Origin of the sequence: Tardiphaga sp. 42S5, assembly GCF_034044155.1 — a bacterium.
Lineage (GTDB): Bacteria > Pseudomonadota > Alphaproteobacteria > Rhizobiales > Xanthobacteraceae > Tardiphaga > Tardiphaga robiniae.
This window is the reverse complement of the sequence record NZ_CP139027.1, coordinates 4,594,381-4,612,801: the sequence shown is the minus strand read 5'-3', so window position 1 is coordinate 4,612,801 and position 18,421 is coordinate 4,594,381. Positions and strand designations below refer to the sequence as shown.

22 protein-coding genes and 1 pseudogene are annotated in these 18,421 nt (G+C 62.9%); 12 read left to right on the top strand and 11 right to left on the bottom strand.

Annotation, left to right across the window (positions count from 1 at the left end):
- The first annotated feature begins 179 nt into the window (after positions 1-179).
- Complete coding sequence (locus SFY93_RS21565) at positions 180-398, top strand: hypothetical protein (RefSeq protein WP_320444544.1); 219 nt, start codon at positions 180-182, stop codon at positions 396-398.
- On the opposite strand, the gene SFY93_RS21560 is transcribed toward SFY93_RS21565, so the two are convergent.
- A complete protein-coding gene (locus SFY93_RS21560; RefSeq protein WP_093761332.1) occupies positions 387-836 on the bottom strand; it encodes a winged helix-turn-helix transcriptional regulator in 450 nt (149 codons plus the stop codon). The genes SFY93_RS21565 and SFY93_RS21560 overlap by 12 nt on opposite strands.
- Before the next feature lie 127 nt (positions 837-963).
- On the opposite strand from SFY93_RS21560, the gene SFY93_RS21555 reads away from it, so the two are divergent.
- Positions 964-1,737: a glucose 1-dehydrogenase gene (locus tag SFY93_RS21555; protein WP_120292057.1), complete on the top strand. Its 774-nt coding sequence runs from the start codon at positions 964-966 to the stop codon at positions 1,735-1,737.
- Positions 1,738-1,911: 174 nt separating this feature from the next.
- Here the strand turns inward: SFY93_RS21555 and SFY93_RS21550 are convergent, their stop codons facing one another.
- Positions 1,912-2,520 (bottom strand): FMN-dependent NADH-azoreductase, encoded by a 609-nt coding sequence (locus tag SFY93_RS21550; RefSeq protein ID WP_320444543.1) that lies wholly within the window; start codon positions 2,518-2,520, stop codon positions 1,912-1,914.
- Between the two features lie 97 nt (positions 2,521-2,617).
- On the opposite strand from SFY93_RS21550, the gene SFY93_RS21545 reads away from it, so the two are divergent.
- Positions 2,618-2,998, top strand: coding sequence for a winged helix-turn-helix transcriptional regulator (locus SFY93_RS21545; protein WP_231080341.1), 381 nt, complete (start codon positions 2,618-2,620; stop codon positions 2,996-2,998).
- Positions 2,999-3,002: 4 nt separating this feature from the next.
- On the opposite strand, the gene dprA is transcribed toward SFY93_RS21545, so the two are convergent.
- Positions 3,003-4,121, bottom strand: a complete 1,119-nt coding sequence (gene dprA / locus SFY93_RS21540) for a DNA-processing protein DprA (RefSeq protein WP_320444542.1) — start codon at positions 4,119-4,121, stop codon at positions 3,003-3,005.
- Positions 4,122-4,229: 108 nt separating this feature from the next.
- On the opposite strand from dprA, the gene SFY93_RS21535 reads away from it, so the two are divergent.
- Positions 4,230-4,694 carry a hypothetical protein gene (locus SFY93_RS21535; RefSeq protein ID WP_081421847.1) on the top strand — a complete coding sequence of 155 codons (465 nt, stop codon included), beginning with the start codon at positions 4,230-4,232 and terminating at the stop codon, positions 4,692-4,694.
- Between the two features lie 28 nt (positions 4,695-4,722).
- Here SFY93_RS21535 and SFY93_RS21530 read toward each other — a convergent pair whose 3' ends face one another.
- The 6 genes and pseudogenes from SFY93_RS21530 to SFY93_RS21510 form a co-directional block, all read right to left on the bottom strand.
- A complete protein-coding gene (locus SFY93_RS21530; RefSeq protein ID WP_320444541.1) occupies positions 4,723-5,919 on the bottom strand; it encodes a carboxymuconolactone decarboxylase family protein in 1,197 nt (398 codons plus the stop codon).
- Positions 5,920-5,952: 33 nt separating this feature from the next.
- Positions 5,953-6,138 (bottom strand): annotated as a pseudogene (locus SFY93_RS29695) (twin-arginine translocation signal domain-containing protein); the annotation flags it as partial.
- Entirely contained in the window at positions 6,071-6,502 is a 432-nt protein-coding gene (locus SFY93_RS21525; RefSeq protein WP_120292065.1) for a MerR family transcriptional regulator, read from the bottom strand. The pseudogene SFY93_RS29695 and the gene SFY93_RS21525, both read right to left, overlap by 68 nt.
- A 214-nt stretch (positions 6,503-6,716) precedes the next feature.
- Positions 6,717-7,307, bottom strand: coding sequence for a glycerol-3-phosphate 1-O-acyltransferase PlsY (gene plsY, locus SFY93_RS21520; RefSeq protein ID WP_320444540.1), 591 nt, complete (start codon positions 7,305-7,307; stop codon positions 6,717-6,719).
- Between the two features lie 86 nt (positions 7,308-7,393).
- On the bottom strand, positions 7,394-8,695 hold the full coding sequence (locus SFY93_RS21515; protein WP_320444539.1) for a dihydroorotase: 1,302 nt from the start codon (positions 8,693-8,695) through the stop codon (positions 7,394-7,396).
- A 4-nt stretch (positions 8,696-8,699) separates the two neighbouring features.
- Entirely contained in the window at positions 8,700-9,653 is a 954-nt protein-coding gene (locus SFY93_RS21510) for an aspartate carbamoyltransferase catalytic subunit (RefSeq protein WP_320444538.1), read from the bottom strand.
- A 147-nt stretch (positions 9,654-9,800) separates the two neighbouring features.
- On the opposite strand from SFY93_RS21510, the gene SFY93_RS21505 reads away from it, so the two are divergent.
- The 3 genes from SFY93_RS21505 to SFY93_RS21495 all read left to right on the top strand — a co-directional run bounded on the left by SFY93_RS21505 (position 9,801) and on the right by SFY93_RS21495 (position 13,079).
- Entirely contained in the window at positions 9,801-10,574 is a 774-nt protein-coding gene (locus SFY93_RS21505) for a M15 family metallopeptidase (protein ID WP_320444537.1), read from the top strand.
- Positions 10,575-10,641: 67 nt separating this feature from the next.
- Positions 10,642-12,288, top strand: a complete 1,647-nt coding sequence (locus SFY93_RS21500) for an acyl-CoA dehydrogenase family protein (RefSeq protein ID WP_320444536.1) — start codon at positions 10,642-10,644, stop codon at positions 12,286-12,288.
- A complete protein-coding gene (locus SFY93_RS21495; protein ID WP_414716941.1) occupies positions 12,285-13,079 on the top strand; it encodes a CPBP family intramembrane glutamic endopeptidase in 795 nt (264 codons plus the stop codon). Before SFY93_RS21500 ends, SFY93_RS21495 begins: the two co-directional genes overlap by 4 nt.
- A gap of 61 nt (positions 13,080-13,140) precedes the next feature.
- Here SFY93_RS21495 and SFY93_RS21490 read toward each other — a convergent pair whose 3' ends face one another.
- Together SFY93_RS21490 and ruvX are read right to left on the bottom strand one after the other, a co-directional pair.
- The gene (locus SFY93_RS21490) at positions 13,141-14,067 is read right to left on the bottom strand and encodes an AEC family transporter (RefSeq protein WP_320444535.1); all 927 of its coding nucleotides are present in this window, start codon (positions 14,065-14,067) and stop codon (positions 13,141-13,143) included.
- Positions 14,068-14,069: 2 nt separating this feature from the next.
- Entirely contained in the window at positions 14,070-14,561 is a 492-nt protein-coding gene (ruvX, locus tag SFY93_RS21485; RefSeq protein ID WP_320444534.1) for a Holliday junction resolvase RuvX, read from the bottom strand.
- Between the two features lie 243 nt (positions 14,562-14,804).
- Between ruvX and SFY93_RS21480 the strand changes: the two genes are divergently transcribed.
- The 5 genes from SFY93_RS21480 (at position 14,805) to gatA (ending at position 18,376) form a co-directional block, all read left to right on the top strand.
- Positions 14,805-15,029 (top strand): hypothetical protein, encoded by a 225-nt coding sequence (locus SFY93_RS21480; RefSeq protein WP_320444533.1) that lies wholly within the window; start codon positions 14,805-14,807, stop codon positions 15,027-15,029.
- Between the two features lie 148 nt (positions 15,030-15,177).
- Positions 15,178-16,254 (top strand): NAD(P)H-dependent flavin oxidoreductase, encoded by a 1,077-nt coding sequence (locus tag SFY93_RS21475; protein WP_320444532.1) that lies wholly within the window; start codon positions 15,178-15,180, stop codon positions 16,252-16,254.
- Positions 16,255-16,344: 90 nt separating this feature from the next.
- Positions 16,345-16,632, top strand: coding sequence for an Asp-tRNA(Asn)/Glu-tRNA(Gln) amidotransferase subunit GatC (gatC, locus tag SFY93_RS21470; RefSeq protein ID WP_093761362.1), 288 nt, complete (start codon positions 16,345-16,347; stop codon positions 16,630-16,632).
- Between the two features lie 31 nt (positions 16,633-16,663).
- Positions 16,664-16,897, top strand: coding sequence for a hypothetical protein (locus SFY93_RS21465; RefSeq protein ID WP_116661896.1), 234 nt, complete (start codon positions 16,664-16,666; stop codon positions 16,895-16,897).
- On the top strand, positions 16,898-18,376 hold the full coding sequence (gatA, locus tag SFY93_RS21460; RefSeq protein WP_320444531.1) for an Asp-tRNA(Asn)/Glu-tRNA(Gln) amidotransferase subunit GatA: 1,479 nt from the start codon (positions 16,898-16,900) through the stop codon (positions 18,374-18,376). It abuts the gene before it with no gap.
- The last annotated feature ends 45 nt before the right edge of the window (positions 18,377-18,421 follow it).

Here is an 18,421-nt window from a genome sequence, read left to right as displayed (position 1 = left end):
CAGCCGTTTCGCGGCGAACATGGGTGCGAAGGGGTCCCGTGTCAAATCGTGAGTTGTTGATGGCCGCGTCTGTTGGTTCCCAATCACTTACCAAAGGTTGTAAAATACAACCGTTGGGGGTATGGTTTGATGCTTCTTTGGTGCTGATGTCGCCCGGACTGCCCGGGTAGGGAATGCCTATGACACCGCCCACTCCGGACGATCAGGCGCGGGGCGACGGCGGGCCCGAGGAGGCGGCTCTTTATATAAAGAGTGATATAAAGAGTGCGGTCCGGGATCTGTCGCGGATGGCGCGCCGCCATCGCCACGACATGCTCGCTTACCTGCTCGACATGGCGCATCTGGAAACCGAGGAGATCCTGCGGCTGTGTGACTTGCGCAAGCCGTCAGGCCGTTGAGGGCACAATCGTGGTGTCGCCATAGCCGAGCAGCCTGCCGTCGGCCGCATGCAGTTCCAGCTTCTTGATCTGCTTGCCACTCTTGCGATCGACCATGATGGTCGTCGGTTCGCCGGGCTTGAACGCATAATCCTCGCCCCACTGGCGCAGCGCCACCATGATTGGATGAACCGCCTGGCCTTTCGGGGTCAGGACATAGTCCTGATAGGCGCTGCCGTCGGCTGCCGGCTCCAGTTTCAGGATGCCGTCCTCCACGAGGGCTTTCAGCCTGACGGCGAGAATGTTCTTCGCCAGTCCGAGACTCTTCTGGAATTCGCCGAAGCGCCGCGCGCCCAGCATGGCGTCGCGGATGATCATCATCGTCCAGCAGTCGCCGATCACCTCCATGGAGCGGGCGACGGGGCAGGTGGAGTCCTTGAGACTGGTGCGTTTGGCCATGCGACTTTCCTGCGACGGAAAAAGAAAATCTTGCGATCGACTGGTCGATTGGTTGCATTATGAAACCGCTTGCTCTAAATGTCCATGTGGTTTTAAAAAGCAACCACTTGATCATCAGGAGATCACCATGCGTTTGGCGAACAAGACGGCGCTCATCACGGGCGGAAATAGCGGTATTGGACTGACCACGGCGAAGCTCTTCGTCGCTGAGGGCGCCAAGGTGGCCATCACTGGTCGCGACAAGGCGAGGCTCGACGCGGCGGTGGCCGAACTCGGCCCCAATGCGATCGGCATCGTGGCCGATGCGACCGATATTGCTGCCACCGAGAATGCCGTGGCCAAAGCTGTCGAGAAATTCGGCAAGCTCGACATCGTATTCGCCAATGCAGGCATCAGCGCGCATACGCCAGTGGGTGGCACCGCGCTCGATGTGTTCGAGTCCGTTTTGAAGACCAATATCACCGCCGTGTTCTTCACCGTGCAGGCGGCCGCCGCGCATCTCAACGATGGCGCGTCGATCATTCTCAACGGCTCGGTGATCTCCGTGCTCGGCAATCCCGGCTATGCCGCTTATGCCGCGAGCAAGGCTGGCGTGCGCGCGATGGCCCGCGTGATGGCGTCCGAGCTGTCGCCGCGCAATATCCGCGTCAATGTCGTCTCGCCCGGCGCGACCGCGACGCCGATCTGGGACCGTGTTGCGCCGACGCCGGAAGCTTTCAATGCATTCGAGAAGCGCCTGTCGCAGACCATTCCGCTCGGGCGTTTCGGCAAGCCGGAAGAAGTTGCGAAGACCGTGCTGTTTCTCGCGTCGGATGATGCATCGAACATCCAGGGCGCCGAGATTTTCGTCGATGGCGGCGTGACATCGGCCCCGGCAGGTGCACCGGCCTATCGTAGCTGAATGATCGCAACGCGCATCGTCATCCCGGGGCAGGCCGAACGCGCAGCGGATGGCATGAACCCGGGATCTCGATATGTGAATCTCATTTCGAGGTTCCTCGCCACTCCAATTGGAGTGGCTGAGGTTCGCGCATTCAGCTGCGCTGAAAACACGCCCCGGAACGACGCGTATTAGTTAAGCCGCGCGCAAATCCGTCGCTGCCTGCAAGGCACCGGCAACGGCTTTCTCGCGTAGCTCCGGTCCCATCATGATGCCGTCGGCGGCGATGAATTCGAGATTGGTGACGCCGATGAAGCCGAACACCCAGCGCAGATAGGTTTCGAGATGTTCGCCGGCAGCCGTCGGCATGTCCGCGCCGTAGAAGCCGCCGCGTGAAATGGCGACGATGACGCGCTTGGCGCCCGCGAGGCCTTCGGCACCCTTGTCGCTATATTTGAATGTCTTGCCGGCGACGAGGACACGGTCGATCCAGGCCTTGAGCTGGCTCGGGATGGTAAAGTTGTACATCGGTGCGCCGATCACCACGATATCGGTAGCAAGAAACTCCTCCAGCACGGCACTACCGGCGGCGAGATCGGGCTGAAGCGCGGCGTCGGGCGCTGCGCCCTGCGCGACGGCGAGATGGGAGCCGGACAGATGCGCCAGCGGCGTGGTGGTGAGATCGCGATAGGTGATCTCAAGGCCGGGATTGGCCTTCGCCAGCCGGTCGGCGATGGCGGCGGATACCTGTCGGCTGACGGAGTGGGGGCCGAGCACGCTGGAATCGATATGGAGCAGTTTCATGTGGTCACCTCATGGTATAGGTTTGTAACTGACGCTACATGAGTGACTGGCCGAAACCGCACAAGAAGGCACAATTTTGAAACCCGAGCACAAAAAGGTGCCTGCTTTGCCGGCGATTCCGCATCAGGAGAGCGACTGTCGCGGCGTCGCCTCGGTGCTGGCGCGGGTCGGCGACAAGTGGAGCGTGCTGGTGATCATGCTGCTCAGGGACGGCCCGCGGCGCTTCAACGAATTGAAGCGCATGATCGGAGGCATCTCGCAGCGGATGCTGACTCTCACGCTGCGCGGGCTCGAACGCGACGGTCTAGTGACGCGTACCGTGTTTCCGACTGTGCCCCCGCGTGTGGACTATGAACTCACGGATCTCGGCCGAGGCCTGAGCGATCCGGTCATAAAGCTCGGCGAATGGGCGCAGCAACATCTGCCCGATATCGACACCGCACGAAAAAACTTCGACGGGCGCAATTCGGAGGACTGAGTCCTCAGATCATCGACACCAGCCCGCCGCCATGGGGCTCCAGCCGGCCGGCAAGCTCGAGCTCCAGCAGCACGATGCGTACGGTGGCAGCCGATGTACCGGCAAGGCGAATAAGATCGTCGATGCCGACCGGGCTTGGACCGAGCAATGCGATCACGCGTGCACGGTCGCTGCTGTCTGGTTCATCGAATGACGTGATGTCATCAGGTTCACGGCTCGGCAATTCGATCGGCCGCTCCATGATCGGCGCGACCGCATTGATGACGTCGGAGGCTTCGGTCACCAGCGCTGCGCCTTGCTTGATGAGGTCGTTGGTGCCGGCGGCGCGGGGATCGAGCGGCGAGCCCGGCACGGCAAACACTTCGCGGCTCTGTTCGGCGGCCATCCGTGCGGTGATCAGCGAGCCCGAGCGATGCGCCGCTTCGATCACGACGACGCCGAGCGCTGCACCCGAGATCAGGCGATTGCGACGCGGGAAATCGCGAGCACGTGGGATATGGCCGAGCGGCATCTCGGAAATCGCGCCGCCGTTGTCCACCAGGGCGAACAGCAGGCCCTCGTGTTCGGGCGGATAGATTTTGTCATGACCGCCAGCCAGCACAGCGACCGTCCCGCTGGTGGTGCTGGCGCGATGCGCGGCCTGATCGATGCCACGTGCGAGGCCCGACACGATCACGAAACCGGCATCGCCGAGGTCGCGCGCCAGTCTCTCCGCGAATTTCAGTCCCGCGCCGGACGCATTGCGCGAGCCGACGATGGCGATCATCGGCCGCATCAGCGCGTCCACTTTGCCGCGGATGCCGAGCAGCGGCGGTGCATCGTCGATCCCCGCCAATCGCGGCGGGTAGCCGGGCTCACCGGGCGCGACAAGCGCGACATCCATCTTGCGTCCGAGGTCGAGTTCACGCTGTGCGTCGTCGGCGCTGCAGATCCGGCCGGCGCGGGCAGCGCCGCCGCGGCGCGCCAGATTGGGCAGCCGCTCCAGCGCGGCGCGTGCGCTGCCGAAATGGTTGATCAGCGATCGAAAAGTACGCGGCCCCACATTGTCGCTGCGGATCAGCCGCAACCAATCGAGCCGCTGAGCGTCCGTAAGCTGTGTGCTGCCCTGTGAGATGCTGTCCAAGCCACGCTCCCCCCGTGGAGAGCATCTATCAACTTAAGGATGCATTCAATTGACATTCGCACTTAAGGTGCGAGAGTAGGGGTGAGCCCTGATGGCTTGTGTTCAGTGATGGCAATGCTTTGGGACGTGAACAACTTCCAGCGGATAGGCGCATCGAGCAACGCCGCCGTTGGGCGTGAGTTCGAGGAAGCGGCGCAGATCTTCTTTCATTCCGAGGGCGTGCAGCTTGCGCGCAATTTCGTCGTACCCGTCGGCCACCGGCTGCAGAAGAACAAGCGCTTCGATCTCGGCAGCGCCAGCCCGCGCATCCTGGTCGAATGCAAGTCCTACACCTGGACAGTGTCCGGCAATCGGCCGAGCGCCAAGATCCGCGGCATGAACGAAGCCATGCTGCTATTCGGTGCGGCCCCCCGCGACTATCGGAAGATTCTGTTCGTGCTCAAACATCTTCACCCGCATTCGAAGGTGAGTCTGATCTCGCACTATATCAAGAACAACGGCCACCTGATCAGCCGCGGCGTCGAGATCTGGGAGTTCGATCTCGACGCGAAGCAGGGCGCGCGGGTGTTTTAAACTGACACTGACGCCGGGTTGGCCGCGGCTAGCTTCGTTTGCCGAATTCCTCAGCCGCGATCCGGACCGCCTGTTGGACGGCAGGATAGCCGCTATAGGGTGCTAGGTTGAGCAATGTCTCCAGAATTTCGTCTCGGCTGGCTCCCACATTCAGGGCGGCATTGATGTGCACGCGAAGCGGTGTCTCGGCGGTCTTCGATCCGACGGCGGCGAGGGCTGCGCAGGCGGTTAGCTCTCGCGTCCTAGCGTCAATCCCCGTGCGCGAAAAGATCTCGCCATAGGAGTGTTCGACAATCATTCGCCCGAGGTCAGGGGCGATATCGTCAAAGCTTCGGACTACGGCATCTCCGGATGCGCCCGAGGTCTTTCCGAGCGCCGCGCGTCCGCGCTCCAATCGCATCTGCCGGGTTTCGGCATTGGCCGGGCGGAACGATATAGGCTGGCTTACGGTGGTGTCGCCAAAGGCTTCCTTGGCAACCGCAAAGGCATTCAAGGCGCACGGAAAGCCACGATAGACGCTAACCTGCATCAAAAGTTCAACCACCTCGTCTCGCGTTATGCCTTGGGCTAGCGCGCCTTGGATGTGCCGGCGGAGGGCAGCGGCACGATTGCCGCCTGCCGCCAACATAGCAATGATCACAAGCGCCTTGGCCTTGGAATCCAGCCCCTGTCGGGAAAGTGCTTCGCCGAAAGCGAATTCGACCGAGAGCCGCGCCAGATCGGGCGAGGCTTTTTCAAACTCGCCGAAATATGCCTGCATGTCGCCGCCGGTGAGGCGGCTTACAGCTTCGCTGCCGTTCTGCGCGCGTCCGGTTCCATCGTCCGTGGCGGGCTCGACCGGCACGAAAGCGAGCTTTCGTTCGGCGAAAATGCTACGCAACAGCCCGACCGCATTGATGGTCGGAGGAAAACCGAGCAAGGCGACGGAGACGAACATCAGTTCGACGAGGACGCGCGGCTCGCCGCCGACATTGAGATAGCCCGCCATATGATACTTCAGTTGCGGCTGGGCACTCCCATCGGCGAGCAGCATTGCCGCCGTACAAAGTTGTCGCAGCGGAAGCGCGAGCCCGGGTCGAGACAGCACGTCGCCATACGGATACTCCACAGTGAAGCGCGCGAGATCCGCAGATATTTCCGCCAGGCTGTTGACGGGGCCGTCGAAATTCTTCCCGCCGACCTTGCGTAGCACGTCAAGGCCGCGTGTGAATCGCTCATTGTCCATTGCTGCTGTTCCTGCATCGGCTTCTTGCGCGGGAACGGCCAACGAAGCCCCCGCTGCGCCGAGCGCTGTGAGAAAGTTGCGGCGGGAGGCAGTTTTGTCCGGCGGACGGTCTTTGCTGGCGGGGGCGTCCGCGTTCTCCGGCGGGGCGATCTCAATCTTTAAGGGCGCGCGCGAGCGTTTCGCGGATGTGCCGTGTCTGGTGATCCGTGGCAGCGTCATTGTCCTTCTCCACCGTGTTCAGGCCGGAATAGCCGGCGATTTTGGTGTCGAGGACGGCAAGGCAGTCATGAAGTTCGGCCAGACGAGCACGGACATTGGTCCGATGTTGCTCGAGGATGAGCCGGCGGTCTTCCGTGGTTTGCGAACCTCGCTCGCGCAGCTGAGCGTATCGCAGCATGTCGCGGATCGGCATTCCGGTCGTCCTGAGACGTCCGAGAAAGGCAATCCACACCAAGATGGAAGCGTCATATTCGCGTTGACGGGAGGCATTGCGCGGTGCGCCAGGAAGTAGCCCGATCCGCTCGTAATAGCGGATCGTGTGTGCTGACAAGCCGGCGCGCTTTGCGAGTTCTCCGATTTTCATGTTCTGTCTTCTCGTCACGACGCTGACCTTGCTACAGGTTAGAGTGCGCTCTAAGTCAACAGCAAATACTTCTTCGCTCGGAGCTGATGAAGCGGCATTTCCACGCAGTTATCGGCATCGAAAGCGGCAATGCCGGATCGGGATCAGTCCCTGCAGGCAGCACACCGGCGAAGGACGTCAACTGTTCACGATCACGAAGCCCAAGCGGCCTCACTCAATTTTTCGCGCCGATCTTGCCTTCGGTGCCGTTCAGCAATCGCTTGATGTTTTCGCGGTGCATGAACCACAGCAGCAGCGTCAGCGCGGTGGCCAGCACGGCGAGTTGCGGTGCCTTGGCCCACCACAGGAAGATCGGCGTGATGGCGCTGGCGGTCAGGGCCGAAAATGACGAGTAGCGCGAGGAGAAGGCGCAGGCGAGCCAGGCGAGGCAGAACACCACGGCGGCCGGCCAGTACAGGCCGAACATGATGCCGATATAGACGGCGACACCCTTGCCGCCCTTGAAGCCGAGCCAGACCGGGAAGAGGTGCCCCAAGAAAGCGAAGAGACCGGCGATCATGGCCGGGATTGGACCACCGACGCTGCCGGCGATGATCACGGCGACGGTGCCCTTGAGGGCGTCAAGCAGCAGCGTCGCCGCTGCAAGGCCCTTGCGGCCGGTGCGCAGCACGTTGGTGGCGCCGATATTGCCCGAGCCGATGGTGCGGATGTCCTGCGTGCCGGCGAGCTTGGTCAGCACCAGCCCGAACGGGACGGAGCCGAGGAAATAACCGAGCGCGGCGGCGAATATGTAGAGAACGATCATTGGACCTCTATTCTAAGACGCGCTTTGCACTTTCGTGCTCTCAGACGCGCTCCGCGCTTTCGGTGCCCTAAGACGCGCTTATCGCGTCAGACGTGCTCGTAAACGGTGCGTCCGCCGACAATAGTGCGTGCGACGCGCCCCGTGAAGCGGGCTTCGTCGAATGGTGTATTCTTGCATTGCGATTTCAGGTCCGCGGGATCCAGCACCCACGGTACATCGGCGTCAATGACAATGATGTCGGCGACAGCGCCGGGGCGCAGCGTGCCGCCCGGCAGGCCGAGCAGTTCGGCCGGGCGTGTCGACATCGCACGGATCAACTGGGTGAAGGTGAGCTCGCCATTGTGGATCAGCCGCAATCCCGCCGACAGCATTGTTTCGAGGCCGATGGCGCCCGGCGCGGCTTCTGCAAATGGCAGGCGCTTGGTTTCGACGTCCTGCGGATTGTGGTCGGACATGATGACGTCGATCAATCCTGACGCGACGGCCTCGACCAGCGCGCGGCGGTTCTCTTCGGTGCGGAGCGGCGGCGACAATTTGAGATAGGAGCGATAGGGCCCGATATCGTTTTCGTTCAGCGTCAGGTGATTGATCGACGCGGAGGCGCTGACACGCAAGCCGGCGTCGCGGGCACGCTTCAGGATCTCGATGGATTCAATGCAGGTCAGTGAGGCCGCATGGTAGCGCCCGCCGGTGAGGGCGACGAGGCGCATGTCGCGTTCCAGCATGATGGCTTCGGCAGCATTGGGAATTCCCATCAGGCCGAGCCGTGACGCGCGCTCGCCTTCATTCATCACGCCTTCGCCGACGAGGTCGGGATCCTCGGTGTAATGCACGATCAGCGCGTCGAAATCGCGCGCATAAGTCAGCGCGCGGCGCATGATCTGCGCGTTGGTGATGCTCTTGTCGGCATCTGTGAAAGCGACGGCGCCGGCCGCTTTCAGCAGCCCGATCTCGGTCATCTCATGGCCTTCGAGGCCCTTGGTCAGGGCGGCCATCGGATGGATGTTGACGATGGCGGTGTCGCGGGCGCGCCGCAGCACGAAATCGACGGTGGCTGAGTTGTCGATGGTCGGCGAGGTATCCGGCTGGCAGATGATGGTGGTGATGCCGCCGGCTGCGGCTGCACGGCTGGCGGAGGCGAACGTCTCGCGGTGGCTGGCGCCGGGCTCGCCGACGAAAGCGCGCATGTCGACGAGGCCCGGCGCGACGACCTTGCCAGCGCAATTGATGATGTCGGTGCCTTCGGGCACGCCGGCCGCGCCAATGCCGCGGCGGGCGTCGCGGATCATGCCATCGGCGATCAGCACATCCCCGATACCGTCGAGGTCACATGACGGATCGATCAGGTGCGCATTGGCGAGGAGGATAGGGCGGCGGTCTGTCAGCATGGCGTCACGCGTTCGGGAGGTTGCGCGCGAGCGCTTCGAGCACGGCCATGCGGACCGCTACGCCCATCTCGACCTGTTCGCGGATCAGCGACTGCGCGCCGTCCGCGACGAGGGAGTCGATCTCGACGCCGCGGTTCATCGGGCCGGGATGCATCACCAGCGCATCGGGCTTGGCGTAAGCGAGCTTCTTCTGGTCGAGGCCGAAATACTGGAAGTATTCGGCTGAAGACGGCACGAAGGAGCCGTTCATGCGCTCGCGCTGCAGCCGCAGCATCATCACGATGTCGGCGCCGTTGAGGCCCTCGCGCATGTCGCGCGCGACCTCGACACCCATGCGCTCGATGCCCGGCGGCAGCAGCGTGGAGGGCGCGACCACGCGGACGCGTGCGCCCATCGTGTTGAGCAAGAGAATGTTGGAACGCGCGACCCGCGAATGCAGCACGTCGCCGCAGATCGCGATGGTGAGGCCTTCGAGGCGGCCCTTGTTGCGACGGATGGTCAATGCGTCGAGCAGGGCTTGCGTCGGATGCTCATGGGCGCCGTCGCCGGCATTGATGACGGAGCCGTCGACCTTGCGCGCCAGCAGTTCGACCGCGCCGGAGGCATGATGGCGCATCACGAGAATGTCCGGATGCATCGCATTCAGCGTCATCGCGGTGTCGATCAGCGTCTCGCCCTTTTTGATCGAGGACGATGACACCGACATGTTCATGACGTCGGCGCCGAGCCGCTTGCCGGCCAGTTCGAACGACGACTGGGTGCGCGTCGAATTCTCGAAAAACAGATTGATCTGGGTACGACCGCGCAGCGAGGAGCGCTTTTTGTCGACCTGGCGGTTCAGCTCGACATATTCCTCGGACAGGTCGAGGAGGCCGGTGATATCCGCGGCGGAAAGGCCCTCGATGCCCAGCAAATGCCGGTGTCCGAGGACGAAAGAGGATTTCGTGGCTTGGGTCATTAAAACGAAAGCTATAGGCAGAGTTGAAAAGCGGAGCAAGCGCGATTCGCCCGGTTCCGGGTTATCCCCCGGTCTGTCCGCCGGCAGGGTAAAGATCATGAGGCCAAATCCCTGCAGAATCGCCTTGCTGGAGCTCCGGAACCCGTCATGAGACATGCTCTAAACCAGGTGTTCGCAACGGTTTCGGCGGGGCTTTTTCTGGCCTTCGGCGCTGTAGCCGCACATGCGCAAAATCTGCCTGACGATTTCGTGTTCCTGCGCGATATCGATCCCTCGATCCGGCAGGACATTCGCTATGCCGGCGTCAACAATTTCGTCGGCCGCAAGCTCGGCGGCTATGATAGCGCGGAATGCGTGGTGAAGCGCCCGGTCGGCCTCGCGCTGCAGAAGGTGCAGCGCGAGTTGATGGCGCAAAACCTGTCGCTGAAAATGCTGGATTGCTATCGGCCGGTGCGGGCGTCGCGCGACATGGTGGCATGGGCGCGCGATGGCAACGAGACACCTGCGCAGAAGCGTTACAATCCGTCCTTCAGCAAAGCCGATCTGTTCAGGCTCGGCTATATCGCCGAGCGCTCGGGCCACTCCACCGGCGCGGCGCTCGATCTGACGCTGATCGATCTGCGTGCGCCTGCGTCGCCGGCATTCGATCCGAACAAGGCCTATGCAAGCTGTATCGCGCCGGAAGCACAGCGCGCGCCCGAGGGCAGCGTCGATATGGGCACGGGTTACGATTGCTCCGATGCGAAGGCGCATACCGGATCGCGCGCGATCTTGCCCGCACAGCGGCGCTGGCGGGATCTTCTGACGTCGGCGATGGGCAGGCAGGGCTTCGTGAATTATTCCAAGGAATGGTGGCACTTCTCGCTGCCGGGCACAGGCGTGGGCGCCTACGATTTCGCGATTGCGCGGCAGGCAAGATAGCCCCGTGAAATCCCGCCCGATCCGGCGTAAAATGATTCGCAATATCGCCTTCAGCCGGAACTGATTCATGACCGACGCCACCTCTGCCATTCATGCGGTGCTCAACCAGTCGCCCCCATTCGAGGACATCAATCTGTTCGAGCTGGACCGGCCGCTCGTGGAGGCGGTTGCGATGAATGAGGGCTCGTTCGCCTATGTCGACCACGCCGAATTCGGTCAGCTCTGGGGATCGGCCGAGATGGCACAACGCGCGCGGCTGGCCAACGAGAATACGCCGAAGCTGCGGACCTTCGATGCGCGCGGCAACCGGCGTGACGAGGTCGAGTTTCATCCGGCCTATCACGAGCTGATGGCACGGAGCATTGCAGCGGGAATTCACAATTCGACATGGACGCGTGACGGCAAGTCCGCACGCGGCGCGTCCGAAGTGGCGCGCGCCGCAAAATTCTACATGGCGGCGCAGGTCGAGACCGGACATCTATGCCCGATCACCATGACACGCGCTGCCGTCGGCGCGCTGGCGATGCAGCCGGATGTGCTGGCGCAGGTGATGCCGGTCATTGCCAGCCGCGATTACGATCCGAGCTTTGCGCCATGGTCGGCCAAGCGTGGCATGACGCTGGGTATGGGCATGACCGAGCGGCAGGGTGGCACGGATGTGCGGACCAACATGACGCGCGCGATGCGCGACGGCGATGCGTATCGCATCAGTGGCCACAAATGGTTCATGTCGGCGCCGATGTGCGATGCATTCCTGGTGCTGGCGCAGGCCGAGGACGGGTTGAGCTGTTTCTTCATGCCGCGGTTCCGGCCGGATGGTTCGCTCAATGCGCTGAACTTCCAGCGCCTGAAGGACAAGCTCGGCAATCGCTCCAATGCTTCGTCGGAAGTCGAGTTCAACGATGCCTATGCACTGCGCGTCGGCGACGAGGGCAAGGGCATCCGCACCATCATCCAGATGGTGCAGCTGACGCGGCAGGATTGCGCCACGGCATCGGCTGGATTGATGCGCTCGGGCCTCGTTCATGCGCTGCATCACGCCAGGCACCGCAGCGTGTTCCAGAAACATCTTGCCGATCAGCCGATGATGCAAAGTGTGCTTGCCGACATGGCCCTGCATGTGGAGGCGTCGACGGCGCTGGTGATGCGGCTGTGCCGCGCCTTCGATCTCGCGCCGGAAGATACGTCCGAGGCGGCGTATATGCGTTTCCTCACGCCGGTGGTGAAGTACTGGGTCTGCAAATCGGCGCCGGGTTTCCTTTACGAGGCCATGGAATGCATGGGCGGCAACGGCTATGTCGAGGAGGGCATTCTGGCGCGGCACTATCGTGAGGCGCCGGTCAATGCGATCTGGGAAGGCTCCGGCAATGTGATGTGCCTCGATGTGCTGCGGGCGCTGTCGCGCGAAGGCGACGCATCGACCGCGGTGCTGCAGGATCTGATGCTGGAGACGCGCGGACTGCCCGGCGCGGCCGACACTGCGGCCTTTATCATTCGCACCTTGCTGCGGCCCGATAGCGAGCGTGTAGCGCGGCAAGCAGTGGAATCGCTGGCGTTGCTGGCAGCCTGTGCCGCGCTGAACATGGTACATCCGCCCCATGCCGAACTGTTTGCGCGGACACGCCTCGATGGTGCGCGCAACGCGATCTACGGCACCGCTGAATTGACCGAAGCTCAGGGCCGGGGACTGCTCGAGCGGGCGTTGCCACAGTGAGGGCGTTGGAGACGCCGATCGCTCCCGCTGTACCCTCGGATCTGCCACCCGCGATAAAGCCGCCGCGGGTCTGGAAATTCTGGGGCACGTGCCTCTGGGGTCTGTTCGCTTTTGCAGCGATGTTCGTCGGTCAGCTGACCGTCGTCGCCTATTACCTGCTGATCAAGGATGCGCCACTCGATGCGACGCTGCTGATCAAGGCGATGAGCAGCGGTACAACCATCGCCGCGTCGGTTCTCATGGGGCTTCCGGCAGTGTGCCTGGCGCTGTGGCTGGCGACGCGCATGGCGCGGCAATCCTTTGCGGACTATCTGGCGCTACGCGGCACGTCCTGGAAAAACTATGTCATCGGCACGGTGGCGTTGATCGCGCTGGTCGGTGCCTGGGAGCTGGTCGCAAAGGGCATGGGACGCGACTCCGCGCCGACTTTCATGCTGGAAGTGCTGAAGTCGGCCCGTGCCGACGGCGCGCTGTGGCTGCTCGTGATCGCATTCTGCGTCGGCGCGCCGATGACCGAAGAGTTCTTCGCGCGTGGCTTCCTCTATCGCGGCTGGTCGGAATCGTTTTTGCGGCCGTTTGGCGCCATCGTGGCGTCATCGCTGGTCTGGACGGCGATGCATCTGCAGTATGACTGGTTCTTCTTCGTCGAGATTTTCACCATCGGCCTGCTGTTCGGCTATATGCGCTATCGCAGCCACTCGACATGGCTGACGATTTTTCTGCATGGTCTCAACAATCTGGCGGCGACTGTTCAGACGCTGCTCATCGCGAACGGCGTGATATCGCCGTAGAGTATGATCCCGAAAAGTGGGAACCGGTTTTCGGGTAAGATCATGCTCAAAAAAGAAAAACCTATTCCGCCAGCGCAATGAAGACGGGCATGGTCAGGACCGCCAGCGTGGTCTGAATGGTCAGGATCTGCGCCAGGAGGGGCGCGTCGCCGCCCATCTGCCGCGCCAGAATATAGCCGTTCGAGGCCGACGGCACCGATGCACAGCAGACGACCACCGCGAGGTTGGCGCCGGACAGGCCGAAGGCGATGCCGAGGCCCATGGCGATCAGCGGCATCACGGCGAGTTTCAGGACGACTGTCAGCGCCGCAGCCATGCCGGGTCTGTGCAGGCCTTCGAGTTGAAGACCGGCGCCGACAATGAGCAGACCCATCGCCAGAGAGCAGCGCCCGAGCGCATCGAGGAATTCGTGTGCGGGGCGCGGCACGGGCAATCCGGCCAGGTTGATCGCTAGGCCGATCACGCAGGCCCAGATCAGCGGGTTCCTGGCGATGGTCAGCAGCAGCGCCGGCCACGCCATCCGTTGCGGCGAGGCGTAATGTGCCAGTACCCAGACGGCCAGAATATTCAGCAACGGGATCATCGCCACCATGGCGACGGAGGCCAGCGTGATGCCGAGGTCGCCCCACAGATTACCGGCGACCGATAGTGCCACGAAGGTCTGCCAACGCGTGGCGCCCTGAAACAGCGACGTAAATGCCGGCCCATCGAGGCCGATGGCCCGCGCCAGCAGCGGCCGCAGCGCCAGACATAGCGCGGACATCAGGATGACGGAGAGCAACAAGGCACCGCCGACACCTGCGATGGGCACCGAGGACAGATTGGCGCGCGCCAGCGTGTCGATCAGCAGGGCGGGGAACAGGACATAATAGACGAGCTGCTCCAGCCCGACCCATTCGATGTTCTGTTTCAGCAGCAGGCGCCGCAGCGCGTAGCCGAGCACGATCAGTAGGAAGACCGGGACGAGAGCAGCGAACACCGTGAGCATCGTCAGCGAATATCCGGCGTGCGCAGCAAGGCGGCGAGGCGATCTAGCGCGCCCTGAAGAATGAAGATCGCGGCATGTTCGTCGATGACCTTGGCGCGTTTGGCGCGGCTGACATCATTGGCAATTAGTTCGCGCTCGACCGCAGATGTGGAGAGCCGCTCGTCCCAGAAGGCGATCGGAAGTTCAGTCAGTTTCGAGAAGTTGCGGGCGAAGGCGCGTGTCGATTGCGCGCGCGGGCCTTCGCTGCCGTCCATATTGATGGGAAGACCCAGCACGAAGCCGCAGATATTTCGCTCGGCGGCAAGCTTGATCAGGCGTGCGGCATCTGCCTTGAAGGCAGTTCGCTCGACGGTCTCAATGCCGGTGGCGAGGCGACGGTCCGGATCGGACACCGCGACACCAATGGTCTTGGTGCCGAGATCGAGACCGATCAGCGCGCCACGGACGGGCAGATGTGCGGCGGCTTCGACGAGGGGAAGGATGACTGCAGGCATGGCCCCGCATAACACGCGGAGCCATCAGATCAAACGCTGCGCCGCACCTATCGGAAATGACGGCGATCGCGCCATTCCTCGGCGGTCATTTCCCGAGGGCCAACGCTCAGCGGGCGCAGGATCAGGCGCGGCGTCATCAGATCGGGTATGGCGGCGGTCATCGGTCGCGTTTCACAAGGGGAGCAATCTGCGGCAATGTGGTATCGCCTTCGCTTCCTCGCCTGCAAGTTACGAGCCCCGATTATGGATCACCTCAGCCTGTTCGGATTGTTCGCCGTCAGCGCCATGCTGGTCTGCTACGCGCTGGAGGCACGCAGTCCGTGGTTCACGTTGGCCTTTGCCGGCGCCTGCGGGCTCGGATCGCTCTATGGCTTCCTGCAGGGCGCCTGGCCGTTCGGGCTGGTGGAGGCGATCTGGGCCGGCGTGGCGCTGCGCAAGTGGATGCTCATCCCCCGCGCAACCGCATAGCTCGCGCGGGTGCGGCCGTGTTAGCCTGAGCAAGGCTCGGCAATGATGCGCGTGCCATTTCCTCACGTTTGTCTCAAGATCGTCACTGCTTTGCCGCTGGATTCAGAGGCATTGCCGCAAGATTGTCGCAAGAATCCGGAGATCCCCCATGTGGCCCGACCGCCGACTGATCAACCTTTTCGGCACCGAATTTCCCATCGTGCAGGCGCCGATGGCCGGTGTGCAGGATGCCGACATCATGATCGGCGCAGCGGAGGGCGGCGCGCTGGCCTCGTTGCCGTGCGCAATGATCTCGCCGGAGAAAGCCCGTGAGCAGATCAATATCGTGCGCCAGCGCGTCTCCGCGCCGGTCAACATGAATTACTTCTGCCATACGGCGGTGGACGCCGATCCGGCACGCGAGGTCAACTGGCGCAAGCGGCTGTCGTCCTATTACGCCGAACTCGGGCTCGATCCGAATGCAGACATCAATGCGGCCAACCGCGCGCCGTTCGATGAGGCGATGTGCGCGCTGGTGGAAGAGCTGAAGCCCGAAGTGGTCAGCTTTCACTTCGGCCTGCCGGACCCGGCGCTCTTGAAGCGCATCAAGGTAGCCGGCTGTCGGGTCATTGCCTCTGCGACCATCGTCAAGGAAGCCGTCTGGCTCGAAGAGCGCGGCGTCGACGCGGTCATTGCGCAGGGGGCGGAGGCCGGCGGTCATCGCGGCATGTTCCTGACCGAGGATATCGCCACGCAGCCCGGCCTGTTCGCGCTGTTGCCGCAGGTGGTGGATGCGGTGAAGGTGCCGGTGATCGCGGCCGGCGGTATCGCCGATGGGCGTGGCATCGCGGCGGCCTTTGCGCTCGGCGCGGCGGGTGTGCAGATCGGTACCGCCTATCTGCGGACGCCGGAATCCAAGGTGAGCGGGCCGGGTCGTGCCGCCCTGGCCGGGGCGTCGGATGCCTCCACCGTCATTACCAATGTCATGACTGGGCGACCCGCCCGCGGCGTCATCAATCGCGTGATGCGCGAGGTCGGGCCGGTCTCGCCCGATGCGCCGGCGTTCCCGCATTCGGCGACCGCGCTGGGGCCGCTGAAAGCCGCTGCCGAGAAGCTCGGACGGGCCGATTTTACCAATCTCTGGGCCGGACAGTCGGTCGGAATGGGCAGCGAATTGCCTGCGGCAGAGCTGACGCGGTCGCTGGCGGCGGCCGCATTGGCGCGGATGGCTGAATTGCGCGGCTAGAACGCCGCAAAGGCGGAGGCGTCCGCCGGTTGCGGCGCGAAACCTCCGTCTGCTATACGGCGGGCAGAATTCGCCCAGAGGCCCTATATAATGTCCGTCGATGCTGCCACCGTTCGCCGTATCGCGCATCTCGCGCGGATCGCGGTCACTGATGCCGAAGTTCCCCATCTGCAGGGCGAACTGAACGCGATGCTGGCCTTTGTCGAGCAGTTGCAGGAAGTGAATGTCGACGGCGTCGAGCCGATGACCTCGGTGATGCCGATGGAAATGAAGAAGCGCGCCGATGTCGTCAATGACGGCGAAATCGTCGATGCGGTGACGGCGAATGCGCCGGAGTCCGAAGATCATTTCTTCCTGGTGCCGAAAGTCGTCGAGTAATCGAGCAAGAACCGTTCGAACGGAAACCGCCATGTGCCTGCTTTGCGACGATGAAAAGTCCTATCAGCTCTATATGGACTACCTCGACGAGATGGAGCGTCAGGGGAAGGTCAAGGACGTCGACGCGGCCATGGACGCCATCCTCGACAAGGTTCAGGCCGCACAGGAGGTTGACGACAAACTCCGCCGCAGCTCTTTCAAAAAAGATGCACCTGAAAACGACAAGACGCTCTCTCCCTTCTTTTGCAGCCCGGTCAATAAATAGATGACAGATCTGACGTCGCTGACACTCGCCGAGGCGCGTGACGGCCTTGCGACCAAATCCTTCACGTCAGTTGAACTGACCGATGCGCATCTCAAGGCGATGGAAGCCGCACGCGTGTTGAACGCCTATGTGCTGGAGACGCCGGATCAGGCGCGCGCCATGGCGCAGGCGGCTGACGCGAGACTCGCCAAGGGCGAGGGCGGCTGGCTTGGCGGCGTCCCGCTCGGCATCAAGGATCTGTTCGCGACCAAGGGCGTGCGCACAACCGCATGTTCGAAGATACTTGGCAATTTCGTGCCGCCTTACGAGTCGACCGTGACCGCACAGCTATGGCGTGACGGTGCCGTGATGCTCGGCAAGCTCAATAACGACGAATTTGCCATGGGCTCGGCGAACGAGACTTCGTTCTTCGGTCCGGTGATCAATCCGTGGCGGCGCGACGGCTCCGACGTCAATCTGGTGCCCGGCGGCTCGTCCGGTGGTTCGGCATCGGCCGTTGCCGCAGGGCTCTGTCTCGGTGCCACCGCGACCGACACCGGCGGTTCGATCCGCCAGCCCGCGGCGTTCGCGGGCATCGTCGGCATGAAGCCGACCTATGGCCGCTGCTCACGCTGGGGCACCGTCGCTTTCGCATCGTCACTCGATCAGGCCGGGCCGATCGCGCGCACCGTACGCGATACCGCGATCCTGATGCGCTCGATGGCCGGCTACGATCCCAAGGATTCCACGTCGGTCGATCGCACGGTGCCGGACTACGAGGCGGCGATCGGCAAGTCCGTGAAGGGCATGAAGATCGGCATTCCCAAGGAATATCGCATCGACGGCATGCCGGGCGAGATCGAGAAGCTCTGGTCGGAAGGCGCTGCGCAGCTCAAGGCCGCCGGTGCCGAACTCGTCGACGTGTCGCTGCCGCACACCAAATACGCTTTGCCGGCCTATTACATCGTGGCGCCCGCCGAAGCCTCGTCGAACCTCGCCCGCTATGACGGCGTGCGTTACGGCCTGCGCGTACCCGGCCGCAGCATCAGCGACATGTATGAAAATACCCGCGCCGAAGGTTTTGGCGCGGAAGTGCGCCGCCGCGTCATGATCGGAACCTATGTCCTCTCGGCCGGCTATTACGACGCTTACTATCTCCGCGCGCAAAAAGTCCGCACGCTGATCAAGCGCGACTTCGAGGAGTGCTTCGCCAAGGGCATCCATGCGATCCTGACGCCGGCGACACCGTCGGCCGCCTTCGGCATTGGTGAGAAGGGCGGCGCCGATCCGATCGAGATGTATCTCAACGACATCTTCACGGTGACGGTGAACATGGCCGGCCTGCCGGGCATCGCGGTTCCCGCCGGCAAGGACGCGCAGGGATTGCCGCTCGGGCTGCAACTGATCGGTCGTCCGTTCGACGAGGAAACGCTGTTCTCGCTCGGCGAAACCATCGAGCAGGCATCGGGGCGTTTCACGCCGCCCAAGTGGTGGGCCTGACATCATCATCCGCGTGAAGTGTTGCGCGTTTGACATTGCGTTTTG

What these genes read in the sequence shown, in the direction of transcription:
- gatC (WP_093761362.1), top strand. Translation starts at nt 16,345, where the DNA reads ATGTCCGTCGATGCTGCCACCGTTCGCCGTATCGCGCATCTCGCGCGG.
- SFY93_RS21550 (WP_320444543.1), bottom strand. Translation starts at nt 2,520, where the DNA reads ATGAAACTGCTCCATATCGATTCCAGCGTGCTCGGCCCCCACTCCGTC.
- plsY (WP_320444540.1), bottom strand. Translation starts at nt 7,307, where the DNA reads ATGATCGTTCTCTACATATTCGCCGCCGCGCTCGGTTATTTCCTCGGC.
- SFY93_RS21475 (WP_320444532.1), top strand. Translation starts at nt 15,178, where the DNA reads ATGTGGCCCGACCGCCGACTGATCAACCTTTTCGGCACCGAATTTCCC.
- SFY93_RS21535 (WP_081421847.1), top strand. Translation starts at nt 4,230, where the DNA reads ATGGCAATGCTTTGGGACGTGAACAACTTCCAGCGGATAGGCGCATCG.
- SFY93_RS21515 (WP_320444539.1), bottom strand. Translation starts at nt 8,695, where the DNA reads ATGCTGACAGACCGCCGCCCTATCCTCCTCGCCAATGCGCACCTGATC.
- SFY93_RS21530 (WP_320444541.1), bottom strand. Translation starts at nt 5,919, where the DNA reads ATGGACAATGAGCGATTCACACGCGGCCTTGACGTGCTACGCAAGGTC.
- SFY93_RS21510 (WP_320444538.1), bottom strand. Translation starts at nt 9,653, where the DNA reads ATGACCCAAGCCACGAAATCCTCTTTCGTCCTCGGACACCGGCATTTG.
- ruvX (WP_320444534.1), bottom strand. Translation starts at nt 14,561, where the DNA reads ATGCCTGCAGTCATCCTTCCCCTCGTCGAAGCCGCCGCACATCTGCCC.
- SFY93_RS21565 (WP_320444544.1), top strand. Translation starts at nt 180, where the DNA reads ATGACACCGCCCACTCCGGACGATCAGGCGCGGGGCGACGGCGGGCCC.
- SFY93_RS21505 (WP_320444537.1), top strand. Translation starts at nt 9,801, where the DNA reads ATGAGACATGCTCTAAACCAGGTGTTCGCAACGGTTTCGGCGGGGCTT.
- SFY93_RS21480 (WP_320444533.1), top strand. Translation starts at nt 14,805, where the DNA reads ATGGATCACCTCAGCCTGTTCGGATTGTTCGCCGTCAGCGCCATGCTG.
- SFY93_RS21525 (WP_120292065.1), bottom strand. Translation starts at nt 6,502, where the DNA reads ATGAAAATCGGAGAACTCGCAAAGCGCGCCGGCTTGTCAGCACACACG.
- SFY93_RS21555 (WP_120292057.1), top strand. Translation starts at nt 964, where the DNA reads ATGCGTTTGGCGAACAAGACGGCGCTCATCACGGGCGGAAATAGCGGT.
- SFY93_RS21500 (WP_320444536.1), top strand. Translation starts at nt 10,642, where the DNA reads ATGACCGACGCCACCTCTGCCATTCATGCGGTGCTCAACCAGTCGCCC.
- SFY93_RS21560 (WP_093761332.1), bottom strand. Translation starts at nt 836, where the DNA reads ATGGCCAAACGCACCAGTCTCAAGGACTCCACCTGCCCCGTCGCCCGC.
- SFY93_RS21465 (WP_116661896.1), top strand. Translation starts at nt 16,664, where the DNA reads ATGTGCCTGCTTTGCGACGATGAAAAGTCCTATCAGCTCTATATGGAC.
- SFY93_RS21490 (WP_320444535.1), bottom strand. Translation starts at nt 14,067, where the DNA reads ATGCTCACGGTGTTCGCTGCTCTCGTCCCGGTCTTCCTACTGATCGTG.
- gatA (WP_320444531.1), top strand. Translation starts at nt 16,898, where the DNA reads ATGACAGATCTGACGTCGCTGACACTCGCCGAGGCGCGTGACGGCCTT.